Raw genomic sequence first — 15596 nt, 5'->3', positions numbered from 1 at the left:
TACATCGCATGGTCTCGGGTAGCCGCGCCGCCATGGCTCCACCTAATGGGAACGACAGAGACATACCTGTGCCCACGCGCCGGTCGCTGCTCGCGGGGGTGGCGGCGCTCGGTGCGCTGGGAGCGGCCGGCTGCTCGCGCGTGGCCACGGCATCGACGGAGGAAGGCGGTGACCTGCTCGACCGGATGAAGGCCGCCGGTGTCGTACGCCTGGGCATCGCGGGTGAGATCCCCTTCGGGTACATCGACAAGAACGGCGAACTGACCGGCGAGGCGCCCGAACTGGCCAAAGCGATCTTCAAACGGCTCGGCGTGGACCGGGTGCAGCCCGTACCGACCGAGTTCGGCTCGCTCATCCCCGGCCTGAACTCGCAGCAGTTCGATGTCGTGGCCGCCGGGATGTACGTCACGCCGGAACGCTGTGAGCAGGTCATCTTCGCGGACCCCGACTACCAGATGCCCGACGCGTTCGTCGTACGCAAGGGCAATCCGATGGGGCTGCGCGACTACAAGGACGCGTTCGCGAAGAAGGCGCGGATCGCCACCGGCACCGGCTACGCCCAGATCGAGCACGCGATCGAGGCGGGCTACCGGCGCGGCGACATCCTCATCGTCCCCGACCAGGTCGCCGGACTGAACGCCGTCGAGGCCGGGCGGGTCGACTACTTCACCGCCACCGCGGTCACCTCCCGCCTGGTGGTGCGGACCTCCTCGAAGGCGGAGGCGACCAAGGCCTTCACTCCCGTCCTCGACGGCAAGCCGCAGCTCGCCGGCGGCGCCTTCGCGTTCCGGCGGACCGAGACCAGGCTGCGGGACGCCTTCAACGCGGAGCTGCACAAGCTGAAGAAGAGCGATGAGGTCTTCCGGATCCTTCGCCCGTTCGGCTTCACCCGGACCGAGATGACCGAGATGACCGCGAAGGAGCTGTGCGGCGGATGACCTCGGGACTCTGGGAACTCGTACTCAACGGGATATGGATCACCGTCCAACTGCTGGTGCTGAGCACGCTGGTGGCCACGGCGGTCGCCTTCGGGGTCGGCATGGCCCGCACCCACCGGCTGTGGATCGTCCGCTTCCTCGCGGGCGTCTACACCGAGGTGTTCCGCGGGACCTCCGCCCTGATCATGATCTTCTGGGTGTTCTTCGTGCTGCCGGTCGCGTTCGGCTGGCAGTTGGTGCCCCTGTGGGCCGGCACCCTCGCCCTCGGACTGACCTACGGGGCGTACGGCGCCGAGATCGTGCGCGGCGCCCTCAACGCGGTCGACCCGGCGCAGCGCGAGGGCGGCATCGCGCTCAGCTTCACGCCGTGGCAGCGGATGCGGCTGATCCTGCTGCCGCAGGCGGTGCCGGAGATGATCCCCTCGTTCACCAACCTGCTGGTGGAACTGCTGAAGGGCACGGCTCTGGTGTCGATCACAGGTATGGGCGACCTGGCCTTCAGCGCCAACCTGGTACGCCTCGCGCTCCAGGAGAGCGCGGAGATCTACACGTACGTCCTGGTGATCTACTTCGTCATCGCCTTCCTGCTCACGCGCGGCATGCGCGGACTGGAACGCCGGCTCAAGGCCGGGGTCGGCAAGCAGGTCGGGCGTACGCCGGACCAGGAGCTGCACCGTGCTGAGACGACGGGTGTGGGCGCCGCTGGTTCGCTGGGAGGTGTTTCCTGATGACCTGGGACTGGGGCGCTGTCGCCGACTTCATGCCGAAGTTCTGGGACGGACTGCTGCTCACGCTGCAGATCCTGGCCCTCGGCTCGCTGATCTCGTTCGCGCTGGGCCTGGTGTGGGCGCTGCTGATGCGCACGCCGAGCCGCCTGGTGCGCTGGCCGGTCGGGGCGGTCACGGAGTTCATCCGCAACACCCCGCTGCTGGTGCAGCTGTTCTTCCTCTTCTACGTGCTGCCCGAGTGGGGCGTCACGGCCTCGGCGCTGACCACCGGTGTCTTCGCGATCGGGCTGCACTACTCGACGTACACGATGCAGGTCTACCGGGCCGGCATCGAGGCGGTGCCGGCCGGTCAGTGGGAGGCCGCCACGGCGCTGAACCTGCCGGTGACCCGGACGTGGCGGGTGGTGATCCTGCCGCAGGCGATCCGCCGGGTCGTCCCGGCCCTCGGCAACTACGTCATCGCGATGCTCAAGGACACACCGATCCTGATGACGATCACGGTGATGGAGATGCTCGGCACGGCGCGGCTGTTCGCGCAGCAGAACTTCCAGTTCACCGAGCCCCTGACGGTCATCGGGGTGGCCTTCATCCTCATCGCCTATCCGGCCTCCCTTCTCGTACGAGCCCTGGAGCGACGCCTTGTCCGCTGACACCCCTCTGATGAAAGAACCCGACGCGAGCGCCAACCCGCCGGTGGACGGCGGCGAACTGATCCGCTTCGAGAACGTCACCAAGCGCTTCGGGTCCAACACGGTCCTCGACGGGCTCGACTTCTCGGTCGCGTCCGGCAAGCACGTCACCCTGATCGGCCCGTCCGGCTCCGGCAAGACGACGATCCTGCGGCTGCTGATGACGCTGCTCAAGCCGGACGAGGGCACGATCACGGTCGCCGGGGAGAAGCTCTTCCCGGCGCCGGAGAAGCAGATCCGCGAGGTCCGCAAGAAGATCGGGATGGTGTTCCAGCAGTTCAACCTGTTCCCGAACATGTCGGTGCTGCGCAACATCACCGAGGCCCCGGTCACCGTCCTCGGCCTGTCCAAGGACGAGGCGGAGGCCCGCGCCCGTGAGCTGCTCGACATGGTGGGCCTCGCCGACAAGTGCGACGCCCGCCCGACCCAGCTCTCCGGCGGCCAGCAGCAGCGGGTCGCGATCGCGCGGGCACTGGCCATGCGACCGCAGGTGCTGCTGCTCGACGAGGTGACCTCGGCGCTCGACCCGGAGCTGGTCGCGGGCGTCCTGGACGTGCTGCGGGACATCGCCCGCACCACCGACATCACGATGCTCTGTGTGACCCACGAGATGAATTTCGCCCGGGACATCTCGGACCAGGTCCTGATGTTCGACTCCGGCCGGGTCATCGAGTCGGGCAGCCCGGAGAAGATGTTCAACGACCCCGAGAACGACCGTACGCGGGAGTTCCTCAGCGCTGTGCTGTGAGTCTGTGCCGGGAGTCCATGCCGGGCTCTTGACCTCGGCATATGCCAGGTGCCGGTCCCGCAGTTGAGGCCGTCGCAATCTCGTCAACAAGCGCTCACTACAAGCCTCTTGCCCGTTATCGTGAAGGAGGTTGGCCGACCCGAACCGAACCCTGACCATGAGAAGCGACGTGCGACCGCAGGGGGAACCGTGGCGCTCCAGCACGAGCCGACGACGCCGCACCACTCGGCCCAGGACGCCCTGCGCGTCCTGGAGACCGTGGCACGGCACAGCACCGGAGTCACCGACACCGAACTCGCCCGGCACACGGGCATCGGACCGGAGCGCCTGACCAGCCTCCTGCTGATGCTGCGCCGCGAGGGATACGTCGAGCAGGTCGGCGACGGCGCGTATGCGACGGGCGCCGCGCTGACCCGCCTCGGTTCCGCCCAGGGCCGCGAGGAGGCCCTGCGGGAGCACCTCCAGGGCACCCTGGACCGGCTGCGCGACTCGGTCGGCGCCGCCGTCTACATCAGCCGGTACGTCGACGGCGAGATCCGGATCGACCAGTTCGCCGCCGGTCCGGCCACCCCCGTGGTCAACGAGTGGGTCGACTTCCGCTACTCCGCCCACGCCACCGCGATCGGCAAGAGCCTGCTCGGCCAGCTCGACCACAACGGGCGGCGCGACCATCTCTCCCGGCACAAGATGGCCCGCCTCACCTCGCGCACGATCACCAGCGACCGGGTCCTGCTCTCCCGCCTGGAGTCCCAGCCGCCGACCGTCCCCCACCTCGACCTCCAGGAGTACGCGGTGGGCACGGTGTGCGCGGCCGTCCCGATCACGGCCGGCTCCTCCGTGGGCTGCCTCGCCCTGTCCCTCCCGGTCGAGCACGCCCACCGGCTCCGCCAGGCGGCGGACGCGCTGAACCGGAACGCGGCGCCGGTGCTGCTGTCGCTGGCGATCTAGGAGCGCCGCCCCGCGGGGGGGCCGCCCGGCCGCGCGCGGCGTGGTCGGAAGCACCCCTCGGGACCAGGTAGTATTTTCTTCGTCGCCAGCCGCGAACCCCCTGGGAACGCGGTCGGCGGGAGTCATGCGCCGCTAGCTCAGTTGGTTAGAGCAGCTGACTCTTAATCAGCGGGTCCGGGGTTCGAGTCCCTGGCGGCGCACCGGTGAAGGGCCTCTCGTGGGAGCGAGGGGCCCTTCGGCGTGTCCGGGGCCGGCGGGAGCGGCCGGGGGTCCGGGGGTTGTCCCTGTTCCAGGCTCCGGTACGTCTGCTCGCCGGGTGGGCGCCACCACACCGGGTCGGCGCACCGTATGCCTTCCTTGCGTAGTCGCGCCCGGTGGATCTTGTTCGTGGCCGTGACCGGCATCCGGTCCACGACCCGTACGAACCGAGGTGCCATCTTGGTGCCGAGGTCGGGCTGGGCGGTCAGGAAGGACGCGAAGGCCACCGGGTCGAAGGTGCCGGCGATCGTCGCCATCACCTGGTCGCCGGTCACCGGGTCGGGCACGGCGTACACAGCGACGGCGTCCGCGCCCTCGTACCGCGCGAGGATGTTCTCGATCATCGCGGCCGCGAGGTTCTCGCTGTCGACGCGGATCCGGTCGTCGGTGCGGCCGGCGAAGTACAGGTAGCCGTCGCGGTCCCGGTAGAAGAGGTCGCCGGTCCAGTACCAGCCGTCCCGGCGCCGCTCGGCCTCCGCCTCGGGGTTGCGCCAGTACCCCTCGAAGGGGTTCGGCGCCCGGTTCACCAGCTCCCCTATCGCCTCGTCACCGTTCAGCAGCCGTCCGGCCCGGTCGAAGACGGCGGTCGGGCACTCCTTCCGCGTCTCCGCGTCCAGCACGACGAGCCCGGGCCCGGCCGGCCCCACGGCACCCACGGGCGTCCCGGGCGTCCACGGGATCGCGGCCCCACCCTCGGAGGAGCCGTACCCCTCGACCAGCCGCACCCCGAACCGCCGCTCGAACGCCGCCGCGTCCACCGCCCCGGCCTCGGTGCCGAAGCCGAGCCGCAGCGGGTGGTCCCGGTCGTCGGGGCGCGGATCGGTGGCGAGGAGGTACTGGATGGCCCGGCCCACGTAGGTGAAGTACGTCGCCCCGTACGCCCGTACGTCCGTCAGGAACCCGGACGCCGAGAACCGGCGCCGCAGGGCCACGCCCGCGCCGGCCGTGAGGGCGGGGGCCCAGTCGGCGATCACCGCGTTGCCGTGGAACATCGGCATGCAGACGTAGTGCACGTCGTCGGGCCGGATCCGGAACTGCTCGACCAGGGAGCGGCCGGCGGCGGCCAGGCGGCCCTGGGTGCAGATCGCGGCCTTCGGGGCGCCGGTCGAGCCGGAGGTGAAGTAGAGCAGGAGACGGTCGTGCGGGGTGGCGCGGGCGGGGTCGGGGCGGGCGTCGGCGTACGGGGCGAGCAGGGCGTCGTACTCCGCCGAGTCGGTCAGCAGCACGCGGACGCCGGGGAGGTCGAGGCCGGAGAGCAGCGGCAGGTGGGTCCGCTCGGTGATCAGGATCCGGCACTCGGTGTGCAGGATGTCGCGGGCGAGTTCGGCACCCCGGCGGGTGGGGTTGATCCCGGCGACGGCGGCGCCGGCGAGGGCCGCAGCGCTCAACCACAAGGGGTACTCGGGGGTGTTGTCGAGGAGGACGCCGAGGTGCGGTTCGGCCCCGGTGGGCAGCAGGTCGGTCAGCAGTGCCGCCCGGACGGCGGCCCCGGCCGCCACCTCGTGCTGGGTGAGCGTCCCGCCCTCGAACCACAGCCCCGGCCGGTGGTCACCCCACCGCGCCGCCACGAGCTCGGCCACCGTACGTCCCGTAGTGGACTCCATGGAGACGCACGGTAGTTGACGGTCCGTCAGATGTGGAGAGGGTGAGGAGTGGAGGGCCGGGAAGTCCCACCGTCAGAAGCCCCCGAACCCCGTCTCCTCCACGATTCCCGTCTCGTTCACGCCCGAGGAGAAGTCGCTGTAGGTGACCATGAAGCCGAAGCAGAACACCACGACCACGCCGAGGAAGACGAGCATGCCCAAGGCGCCCGCCGCCTGCTTGGCCCGGCCCGGCGCATGGGCCGTGGCCACCACCCGCGCGCCCTCGGCGTAGTAGACGGTGACGAGGTCGCCCTCGACCGTCGTCCCCGGTCCGCCCTCCTCCTCGAACCGGACGAGGCGTCCGTCGCGCGCGGTGAACTCGTACACGTGATGCAGGGTGGTGCTCACGGCCGTGTCACGGCCGCCGCCGCTCACCGTCGTGTACGCCCGCAGGCAACGCCCCTGCGCGGTGAGCCCGCTGTTCCACGCACTGCGCATCTGCAGCGAGCGGTACACCACGCGGTACGCCATGAAGAGGGCCACGGCCATGATCAGGCATGGAATGACGTAGAAGAACACGTCCATCGTTCAGTCCCCCGAGGTCGGTACGCCGGCCCCGATCGGCCGGCGTGGCAGGAACCTACCCACGCCGGCCGGGACGCTGACTCAAGGGAACCTCAGAACGTGACGTCCGAGCACGCGTAGAACGCGTTGCCCGTGTCGGCGATCGTCCACACCGCGAGGATGACGTGGTGACCGCTCAGCCCGGTCGGCAGCCGGCCGCTGTGCGAGAGCGTGGACGGCGGCCGCTGACCGTTGTACGGGACCGTGAAGAACGGTGTGAGGTTGAGGTCGGACCGGGACAGGTTGTGGTTCTGGTTCCAGCCCGGCTTGGTGACGTAGTACCGGAAGTCGGTCGTGGCGTGCATGGCGGTGAACTGCCAGCGGAACGTGTAGTTCTGACCGCCGGTCACCCTGGTCGTGGGCCAGGCGGCGCCGGACGGCGTCCGCGGGGCGCTGAGCTGGCTGAACTGGCCGAGGCCGGCGTTGCATATCTGCCCGTCGGCCGGTCCCGAGCCCGGGAAGCCCTTCGGGCCCTCGACGCTCTGCGGCTCCCACTGGATGGAGCCGCAGTTGGTCACGGTGCCGTTCTGACAGAGCTTCTGCCTGCTGATCGGGAGGTCGGTGTAGCCGTGGCCGCTCGCGCCCCCGCTGGAGAGTGCGAGGGCTCCGGCCGTGGTGAGTCCGAGTGCGGCGGCGTACCACTTGGTCTTTCTGCGCATGCTGCTGCTCCTGGGAACGTGGGGGAGGTTCGATGAGCTTGCAGGTCTAGACCAAGTCTCAGATTATTGCTGAGCGTTGAACATGTCCATACCAATCGAAGAACATGTTCGACGGGCTGTCAGAGCGGTGTCGATGCGCCGTGTCGGATGTCGGAGGGAGTGTCAGGGGGCCGCCTCCCCCCGTCCCGCGCAGAACGCCACCGTCAGGTCCTTGACCAGCGCCTTGCGTTCGTAGTCGTCCAGCTCGACCAGGCCCCGCATGGTCAGCCGGGTCACCGTGTCCTCGACCGAGTCGACGACCGAGGTGACCATCGTGGCCCGGTCCTGGGCGTCCAGCGCGGCGATCCGGCGCCGGTGCATGGCGGCGGCCACCTCCGGGGCGTACTCCACCCGCGCCGGCCGCACCGAGAACACCTCGACCCCGACCGCCCCCGCGTCCCGCGTCACCAACCGGGTCAGCGTCTCCGAGGCCGCCTCGACCGACCCCCGTGTCGCACCGGGCATCTCCACCGGCACCCGGGCCAGCGCCGCCTCGACGCACTCGCGCAGATACGCCTCGTGGTCCTCCACCCCGAGCGTCGCCCGCGCGGTGTCCTTCACCCGCCACACCACCAGGACGACCGCCCGCAGCGCGACCCCGTTCCCGTCCGCCGCCGGCATCGGCTCGCTGCGCCAGTGCCGCAGCCGTACGTCGACCCGGCGGCGCAGCAACAGCGGGTTGACCCACATCAGGCCGGTGCGCCGGACCGTCCCCCGGTAGCGGCCGAACAGCCCGAGCACCCAGGCCCGTCCGGTCCGCCCCCTGGTCAGCCCGCCCAGCCCGAACAGCCCTACGGCCCCGGCCCCCGTGTACGCCGCCCACTGGGCCGGCCCCAACCCGGCCCCCGCGGACGCCGGCAGCCCCAGCGCGTCGACCGCCAGGGGCGGCAGCACCCCGGCCCACCACGAGGTGGCCAGGCACCCGGCCGCCCCGCAGACCCCGGCGAACACGCCCGCGGCGCCGGGCAGCACCCGGGCCGGGCGCTCCACCAAGTCCGGGTCGACCTGCGGCTCGGGGCGCGGCTTGGGCTGGACCGGGCGGCGCACCCGGGGCTGTTCGCCCGTGCCCTGCCGGCGTGCCACGACCGTCGGCCTGAGCGGTACGGACACCGGGCCGGCCTCGTCACGGAACAGCAGATGGACGGGGATCTCGGTGGTCGCCTCGTTCTGGATCAGCCGTGCGGGCCGCAGGGGTCCCTCGGGCTCGGGCGTGTGAGAAGTGGTCGTGGTCATGCGTGCCTCCAGCCTCCGCGCCAGATGCGTCACAACGGTGGTTGCCGGGATGTCGGGTCACGCGAACAGCCGCCGCCAGGTCTCCGGCCCCGGGTAGCCGTCCGCCGCGCCGCCCCGCCAGCCCTGGGCCCGCTGGAAGGCCTCGACGGCTCGCCGGTCCGACTCGTCCCAGCGCGATCCCGGGGCGGTCTTGTAGTGCTTGCCGAACCCCTTCTTCACGAGTTGCCCGCCGAGCCGCAGGACGTACTGGTTGTCGGCGCCGGGCCGGAACATGGCGCGCCCCGGGTATCCGGGGACCCCGTGCGAGGAGGGCTCGGCGGGGGTGGTGGCAGCCGGGGCGGTCGGGGCGGGGGCGCCGGCCGGGCCCGCGTCCGGGATGGTCTTGCCCTTGCCGGTCACCAGCAGCGCCCACGTCCGCGGTCCCGGCAGCCCGTCCGCGTCCTGGCCTCGCCAGCCCTGCGCCTGCTGGAAGGCCTGGGTTGCCCTGCGGTCCGCGTCCGTCCAGCGCGGGCCGGGGCCGGAGGTGTAGAACCGGCCGGCGCCGCGCTCGACGAGAAGGGTGCCCAGCCGGGTGACGTACTTGTTGTTGGCCCCGGGGCCGAAATGAGCCGGCCCCGGGTACGCGTCCGGCGCGGCGGCCCCCGGATTTCCGACGTCCGCCTTGTCGGCACCCGTCTGCTCGGTGGCGGAGTCGGCCTGCCCGGTGACCGGCTTCTCGGTGGCGGGCTTCTCGGCAGTCGGCTTCTCGGCAGTCGGCTTCTCGGTGGCGGGCTTCTCCGCGGTCGGCTTCTCGGTGGCGGGCTTCTCCGCGGTCGGCTTCTCGGTGGCGGGCTTCTCCGTCTCCGGTTTCGTGCCGGTGGCGGTGCTCTTCAGTCCCTTGTAGCGGTAGGCGAGATAGCGGTCGGAGTGGCTCCAATAGGCGTACGGGGTGGTCCGCCGGCGGGCGTGCGGGGGTGCCGACTCGTAGGCGACGTAGTAGGTGTGCGTGTGGTCCGTCCAGCCGCCGAAAATGACGACGTGCGAGCCTTTCTCGGGGTCCGCCGGATTATGGAACAGCAGAATGTCGCCGGGCTGCAGGTCCTTCTTGGCGATGCGTACTCCGTACTGGCCCAGGCTGCCGGTCCATTCGTTTCCGGGTAGCTTCCAGGCCATCGACACGAAGCCGGAGCAGTCCTGTCGGTAGCCGTCCGACCAGTACTTGTACATGCTGTACGGCACCTTCGCCGCGACCCATTTCTTGGCCCGTTTGATGATCTCGGCGCGGGTGGTGGCGGGTGTCTTGACGGGCCCGGACGACGGGGCCGGCCGCCCGCTCGGGCCGTGCAGCGGGGCCTTGCCGCCCTGGGGGGTGCTGGGCTCGTCACCTGCGGGAACGGCCGGGCGGTCGGGGGCGTGGGGGGCGGCGACGGCCGGGGCCGTGTGGCCCACGGCGAGGACACTGGAAGCGGCTGCGGCGAGGATCAGCGCTCGGTGGGCGGCGGGGTGGCGGCCAGTCGTGGAATGCGGCAGGACGCGTCTCCAGTGAACGCATCCGGGGCAGTCGCAGTCACTCGCCGGATCGAATTCCTCGAATACCGGAGTCCGAGTCTCCATGCGATTCCCCTCACACTCCAGTTGAAAATGTCCGCGGCTGGGCACGTCGTCAGTTTCTCAACTGTCTTCCGGACGCGCATGTTGACGGTCCGAATGGTTTACGGCCCTCCGGGTCCCCTCCCCCGCCCTCTCCGCCGGTCCGGAGCACCCCCAGAGGTCCTGTAGAGTTAACGCCGTCAGCACGCGCCGCTAGCTCAGTTGGTTAGAGCAGCTGACTCTTAATCAGCGGGTCCGGGGTTCGAGTCCCTGGCGGCGCACAGACAGGCAAGGCCCTTCGCAGCAGCGGAGGGCCTTCGCTCATGAAACCCGAGCACGCCGGCACCCCCACAGGCGGCTGGGGGTCCGGGGGTCATCCCCCGGGATATGCAGCATCAGCGGGTCCGGGGTTCGAGTCCCTGGCGGCGCACAGACAGGCAAGGCCCTTCGCAGCAGCGGGGGGCCTTCGCTTTTGGCCCCACGGCCGGAAGGCCCTCGTGCAAGCGAGGGGCCTTTCTGGTGTTTGGCCGGATACGCTCTGGTCATGGCAGCGCGTGACCTTCAGGAGCGGATCAAGAGGCTCATCATCGATCGCCGGCTGGCCTCCGGGGCCCCGCTGCCGACGGAGCCCGAGCTGATGGAGCATCTGGGTGCCAGTCGGAACTCCGTGCGCGAGGCGCTCAAGGGGTTGCAGGCGATGGGCATCGTGGAGATCCGGCACGGGTTCGGGACGTACGTCGGGACGATGTCGCTGGCGCCGATGATCGAGGGGCTGGCCTTCCGTACCGTCGCCGGGCACTACCGGGGCGAGGACACCTTGCTCCAGCTGGTGCAGTTGCGGGAGGCCGTCGAGACGGGGCTGGTGTCGCGGCTCGCGGGGCGGGTGCCGGAAACCGATCTCGTTGAACTGGACGCGCTCGTCGACCGTATGGAAGAGCAGGCGGCGCGCGGCGGCGACGGGATCGCCGACACCGACCGGGCGTTTCACGCCACTCTCTACCGAGGGTTGGACAACGCGCTGCTGGGCGAGGTCATGGAGGCGTTCTGGGACGCCTTCCACCGCGTCCACACCGATCTCGGCGGCGCCCCGCAGGATCCCCTGGTCACCTGCCGGCAGCACCGGGAGATCGTGGAGGCGGTGCGGTCGGGCGACGCGATACGGGCGGAGGAGGCCATACGGGAGCACTTCGGCAACATCCGCGCCCGCGTATCCACGACGGGCACACAAGACCCCCACAGGTGCCACAATGAGCGCGTATGACCGGTAAACACCTCGTTTCGCATCTTGCGATCATGTGGAACGACGTAGAACCCTGGTGATTGGTTTTTCAAGATGCTGCGGATACGCGGCAGTTGGGGGGCAAGGAGCCGGTTGCCGGTTTTCGCCGGGGCATAGGGGGCCCCGTTCATGACCGCATGCCGAGGGGGGCATGATGCAACCGGAAGGTCGCAGTTCCATGTCTAAGGTGTGGAAGATGTGGTGACCGCGGCCCACCACTGATACGCCTGTGAACGGTCGAGGGGGACCGGAGCAGTCGTAAGGGAACCGACAGACACGCGGGTGACCCGCGTGTGGGGGGATGACTCATGACGTCGACGCCGACGGGCGCCCGGCAGAACTTCGACCCGTCTCAAACCACCCAGCTGAGGGTGCCGTCACAGACCAGGACCGGAGCTTTCCGCCGGATCAAGAAGACGCTGCCGAAGTACGACTACGAGCACTACAGCCGGCTCGCCGGCCCCCTCACTCAGCCCGACCCGAACAAGCCGTACCGGGTCGAGTACCGCTCGCTGATCTCGCAGGAGCCGCACCGGATAAGGGTCGCGCTGATGCTGGCCGCGGCGCCGGTGCTCTCCCTGGTCCTGCTGTTCTGGCTGCTCCAGCCCGAGCACTGGACCGAGCGCGACTACCCGGCCTTCGACTTCCTGCCGGCGCTCGACATCGTGATGCTCGTCTCGATCGGTCTGATCGAGTTCTTCCGCTGCATGAACGTGCTGTCCAACGCGCACGCCACGCTGGTCGCCCGCGACCCGATCCCGGTGGTGCCGGAGACCGGCACGAGAGTCGCCTTCCTCACCTCCTTCGTGCCCGGCAAGGAGCCGCTGGAGATGGTGACGAAGACCCTGGAGGCGGCCGTCAAGCTGCGCCACCGGGGTCTGATGCACGTCTGGCTGCTCGACGAGGGCGACGACCCGGAGGTCAAGGAGGTGTGCGCGCGGCTCGGCGTGCACCACTTCTCCCGCAAGGGCATCGCCAAGTGGAACCAGGCCAAGGGCCCGCACCGCGCCAAGACCAAGCACGGCAACTACAACGCCTGGCTCGACGCCCACGGCGACGACTACGACTTCTTCGCCTCGGTCGACACCGACCACGTGCCGCTGCCCAACTACCTGGAGCGGATGCTCGGCTTCTTCCGCGACCCGGACGTCGGCTTCGTCATCGGCCCGCAGGTGTACGGCAACTATGACAACTTCGTCACCAAGGCCGCCGAGTCGCAGCAGTTCCTCTTCCACGCCCTCATCCAGCGCGCTGGCAACAAGTACGGCTCCCCGATGTTCGTGGGTACGTCGAACGCTGTACGCATCAAGGCGCTCAAGCAGATCGGCGGTCTGTACGACTCGATCACCGAGGACATGGCGACCGGGTTCGAGATCCACCGTCACAAGAACCCGGCGACGGGGAAGAAGTGGCGTTCCGTGTACACGCCGGACGTGCTCGCCGTCGGTGAGGGGCCCAGCGCCTGGACGGACTTCTTCACCCAGCAGATGCGCTGGTCGCGAGGGACGTACGAGACGATCCTCAAGCAGTACTGGAAGGGCTGGTACTCGCTGCCGCCGAGCAAGCTCTTCAACTACACGATGATGATCATCTTCTATCCGATGTCCGCCCTCAACTGGATCCTGGCCGCGCTGAGCTGTGCGCTGTTCCTGGGCCTGGGCGCCTCGGGTGTGAACATCGACCCGACGATCTGGCTGATGCTCTACGGCAACGCCTCCGCGCTCCAGATCGGCCTGTACGTCTGGAACCGCCGCCACAACGTCTCGCCGCACGAGCCCGAGGGCTCCGGCGGTGTGGCCGGCATGGTGATGTCCGCGCTGTCGGCGCCGCTGTACGCGAAGGCGCTGATCGACTCCGCGCTGCGCAAGAAGAGCAAGTTCGTGGTCACCCCCAAGGGCGACTCCGCGAGCCCCGACCGCTGGTTCGGGACCTTCCGCTACCACTGGTACTTCATCGCGATCTTCGGCGCCTCGATCACCGCCGGCTTCGTGTACGGCCACTCGCACCCCGCGATGATCATCTGGGCGACGTTCGCCATGCTGATCACGGCGACGCCGATCTTCGCCTGGCGCTACATGCTGCGGCAGGAGAAGAAGAAGCCCGCCGCGCCCGTGCCGGCACAGCCCGCCCCGGCGCAGTCGTCCGCGCCGTACCAGCCGGAGCCGCAGCCGCTGCCCGCGCAGCACGCGTCCCATGCCCCGCACGCCGCGCATGGCACGCACGCGCCGCAGCACAAGCCGAGTTGGGCGGCGTCGGGCAGTAGTGGTAACGATCAGACGATGCAGATCGCCCTTGGTGGACTTGGGGGACGTAAGGAATGAACGACCGTGCAGGCCGCCGCCGCGCCCGTCGACTCGCGATAGGTACGGCGGTGGTGCTCGCGCTGGCCGGAATGAACGGGCCGTGGCTCTATCGCGTCGGCACCGAGAAATACCACCAGTACCAGATCAACAGACCCGAGTACAAAGCCGAGAACGGCAAGTGGGAGATCGTCGATTTCCCGGAGGAGTACCGCCAGAACACGATTCACGCGGCGCTTCTGCACACCGGCAAGGTGCTGCTGATCGCGGGCTCGGGAAACAACCAGGACAACTTCGACGCGAAGAAGTACGACACCCGGATCTGGGACCCGGTCAAGGGCACGATCAAGAAGGTGCCGACGCCGAACGACCTGTTCTGCACGGGCCACACCCAGCTGGCCAACGGCAACCTGCTGATCGCGGGCGGGACGAAGCGGTACGAGAAGCTCAAGGGTGACGTCACCAAGGCCGGTGGCCTGATGATCGTCCACAACGAGAACCCGGACCGGCCGATCACGCTGCCCGCGGGCACCAAGTTCACCGGCAAGGAGAACGGCAAGACGTTCGTCTCCAAGGACCCGGTGCTGGTGCCGCGCGCGAAGAAGGTCTTCGACAAGGCGACCGGCAAGTTCCTGCGCAACGACCCCGGTCTCGGCCGGATCTATGTCGAGGCGCAGAAGAAGGGCGCCAAGTACCAGACCGGCACCCAGGACAACTACCGGATCCAGGGGCTGTCCGGTGCCGACGCGCGTAACACGTACGGCATCGCGCAGAAGATCGCCCTGGACAAGAAGGACTTCCAGGGGATCCGGGACGCCTACGAGTTCGACCCGGTCGCCGAGAAGTACATCAAGGTCGACCCGATGCACGAGGCCCGCTGGTACCCGACGCTCACCACCCTGAGCGACGGCAAGATCCTCAGCGTCTCCGGCCTCGACGACATCGGGCAGCTGGTGCCGGGCAAGAACGAGGTGTACGACCCGAAGACCAAGAAGTGGACGTACACGGCGAAGGTGCGGCAGTTCCCGACGTACCCGGCGCTTTTCCCGCTGGAGAACGGCAAGATCTTCTATTCGGGGTCGAACGCGGGCTACGGGCCGGACAACGTGGGCCGTGACCCGGGCATCTGGGACGTGGACACCAACAAGTTCAGCAAGCTGCCCGGGCTGAGCGACGCGAAGCTGATGGAGACGTCGGGCACGGTGCTGCTGCCGCCGGCGCAGGACGAGAAGTACATGGTGATCGGCGGCGGTGGCGTCGGCGAGTCCAAAGAGTCCAGCGAGAAGACGCGGCTCATCGACCTGAAGGCCGACAGCCCGAAGTTCGTGGACGGACCGTCGCTGGAGAAGGGCACGCGGTATCCGCAGGCGTCCGTGCTGCCGGACGACACCGTGCTGGTGTCGGGTGGCTCCGAGGACTACCGCGGGCGCGGGGATTCCAACATCCTTCAGGCGCATCTGTACCGGCCGGGGGCGAACACCCTTGACCGGGTCGCCGATCCACTGGTGGGCCGGAACTACCACTCGGGGTCGATCCTGTTGCCCGACGGGCGGGTGATGTTCTTCGGGTCGGACTCGCTGTACGCCGACAAGGCGAACACCAAGCCGGGGAAGTTCGAGCAGCGGATCGAGATCTATACGCCGCCGTATCTGTACCGGGACGCTCAGCCGTCGTTGTCGGGTGGGCCGCAGACGATCAAGCGGGGCGGGACGGGGACGTTCACCTCGCAGCACGCGTCGTCGATCCAGAATGTGCGGTTGATTCGGCCCAGTGCGTCCACGCATGTCACTGACGTGGATCAGCGGTCGGTGAAGCTGGACTTCGAGAAGTCCGGGGACAAGCTGACGGTGAGTGTGCCGACGAATCGGAATCTGGTGCCGTCGGGGTGGTACATGCTGTTTGTCACGGATGACCAGGGGACGCCCAGCAAGGCGCAGTGGGTTCGAGTGCCTTAATGCCTCAACGCTCCCGCACCTAGTTCTTCGGGTGCGGGAGCGTCGT

12 protein-coding genes, 2 tRNA genes and 1 pseudogene are annotated in these 15596 nt (G+C 69.1%); 10 read left to right on the top strand and 5 right to left on the bottom strand.

Annotation, left to right across the window (positions count from 1 at the left end; genetic code table 11):
* Window positions 1-32 precede the first annotated feature (32 nt).
* The 6 genes from ehuB to ACFZBP_RS15285 all read left to right on the top strand — a co-directional run bounded on the left by ehuB (window position 33) and on the right by ACFZBP_RS15285 (window position 4251).
* Window positions 33-938, top strand: a complete 906-nt coding sequence (gene ehuB, locus ACFZBP_RS15310; protein WP_383454679.1) for an ectoine/hydroxyectoine ABC transporter substrate-binding protein EhuB — start codon at window positions 33-35, stop codon at window positions 936-938.
* Window positions 935-1666, top strand: a complete 732-nt coding sequence (ehuC, locus tag ACFZBP_RS15305) for an ectoine/hydroxyectoine ABC transporter permease subunit EhuC (RefSeq protein WP_391413365.1) — start codon at window positions 935-937, stop codon at window positions 1664-1666. Before ehuB ends, ehuC begins: the two co-directional genes overlap by 4 nt.
* On the top strand, window positions 1666-2316 hold the full coding sequence (ehuD, locus tag ACFZBP_RS15300; protein ID WP_383454686.1) for an ectoine/hydroxyectoine ABC transporter permease subunit EhuD: 651 nt from the start codon (window positions 1666-1668) through the stop codon (window positions 2314-2316). The genes ehuC and ehuD overlap by 1 nt, the downstream gene beginning before the upstream one ends.
* Window positions 2317-2326: 10 nt before the next feature.
* A complete protein-coding gene (gene ehuA, locus ACFZBP_RS15295) occupies window positions 2327-3103 on the top strand; it encodes an ectoine/hydroxyectoine ABC transporter ATP-binding protein EhuA (protein WP_383454689.1) in 777 nt (258 codons plus the stop codon).
* 189 nt (window positions 3104-3292) lie between these two features.
* Window positions 3293-4051, top strand: coding sequence for an IclR family transcriptional regulator (locus tag ACFZBP_RS15290; RefSeq protein WP_383454692.1), 759 nt, complete (start codon window positions 3293-3295; stop codon window positions 4049-4051).
* Window positions 4052-4177: 126 nt separating this feature from the next.
* Window positions 4178-4251: transfer RNA gene (locus ACFZBP_RS15285), tRNA-Lys, on the top strand.
* Here ACFZBP_RS15285 and ACFZBP_RS15280 read toward each other — a convergent pair.
* The 5 genes and pseudogenes from ACFZBP_RS15280 to ACFZBP_RS15260 all read right to left on the bottom strand — a co-directional run bounded on the left by ACFZBP_RS15280 (window position 4217) and on the right by ACFZBP_RS15260 (window position 10040).
* Window positions 4217-5913: pseudogene (locus tag ACFZBP_RS15280) on the bottom strand (long-chain-fatty-acid--CoA ligase). The gene ACFZBP_RS15285 and the pseudogene ACFZBP_RS15280 overlap by 35 nt on opposite strands.
* Before the next feature lie 72 nt (window positions 5914-5985).
* On the bottom strand, window positions 5986-6477 hold the full coding sequence (locus ACFZBP_RS15275; protein WP_391413361.1) for a hypothetical protein: 492 nt from the start codon (window positions 6475-6477) through the stop codon (window positions 5986-5988).
* A gap of 92 nt (window positions 6478-6569) precedes the next feature.
* A complete protein-coding gene (locus tag ACFZBP_RS15270) occupies window positions 6570-7175 on the bottom strand; it encodes a lytic polysaccharide monooxygenase (protein WP_383454700.1) in 606 nt (201 codons plus the stop codon).
* Between the two features lie 162 nt (window positions 7176-7337).
* Entirely contained in the window at window positions 7338-8447 is a 1110-nt protein-coding gene (locus ACFZBP_RS15265; RefSeq protein ID WP_391413358.1) for an SPFH domain-containing protein, read from the bottom strand.
* A gap of 57 nt (window positions 8448-8504) precedes the next feature.
* Window positions 8505-10040 carry a peptidoglycan-binding protein gene (locus tag ACFZBP_RS15260; RefSeq protein WP_391413356.1) on the bottom strand — a complete coding sequence of 512 codons (1536 nt, stop codon included), beginning with the start codon at window positions 10038-10040 and terminating at the stop codon, window positions 8505-8507.
* 183 nt (window positions 10041-10223) lie between these two features.
* On the opposite strand from ACFZBP_RS15260, the gene ACFZBP_RS15255 reads away from it, so the two are divergent.
* The 4 genes from ACFZBP_RS15255 (at window position 10224) to ACFZBP_RS15240 (ending at window position 15550) form a co-directional block, all read left to right on the top strand.
* A tRNA-Lys gene (locus ACFZBP_RS15255) sits at window positions 10224-10297 on the top strand.
* A 263-nt stretch (window positions 10298-10560) separates the two neighbouring features.
* Window positions 10561-11277 carry an FCD domain-containing protein gene (locus ACFZBP_RS15250; RefSeq protein WP_391413354.1) on the top strand — a complete coding sequence of 239 codons (717 nt, stop codon included), beginning with the start codon at window positions 10561-10563 and terminating at the stop codon, window positions 11275-11277.
* 326 nt (window positions 11278-11603) lie between these two features.
* Entirely contained in the window at window positions 11604-13616 is a 2013-nt protein-coding gene (locus tag ACFZBP_RS15245) for a glycosyltransferase family 2 protein (RefSeq protein ID WP_391413352.1), read from the top strand.
* On the top strand, window positions 13613-15550 hold the full coding sequence (locus ACFZBP_RS15240) for a galactose oxidase-like domain-containing protein (RefSeq protein WP_391413350.1): 1938 nt from the start codon (window positions 13613-13615) through the stop codon (window positions 15548-15550). Before ACFZBP_RS15245 ends, ACFZBP_RS15240 begins: the two co-directional genes overlap by 4 nt.
* Window positions 15551-15596 lie beyond the last annotated feature (46 nt).

It is taken from the genome of Streptomyces sp. NPDC008086 (assembly GCF_042957325.1).
Classification (GTDB): Bacteria; Actinomycetota; Actinomycetes; order Streptomycetales; family Streptomycetaceae; genus Streptomyces.
The sequence above is the reverse complement of the archived record's forward strand: the minus strand, read 5'-3'. Positions and strand labels throughout refer to the sequence as shown.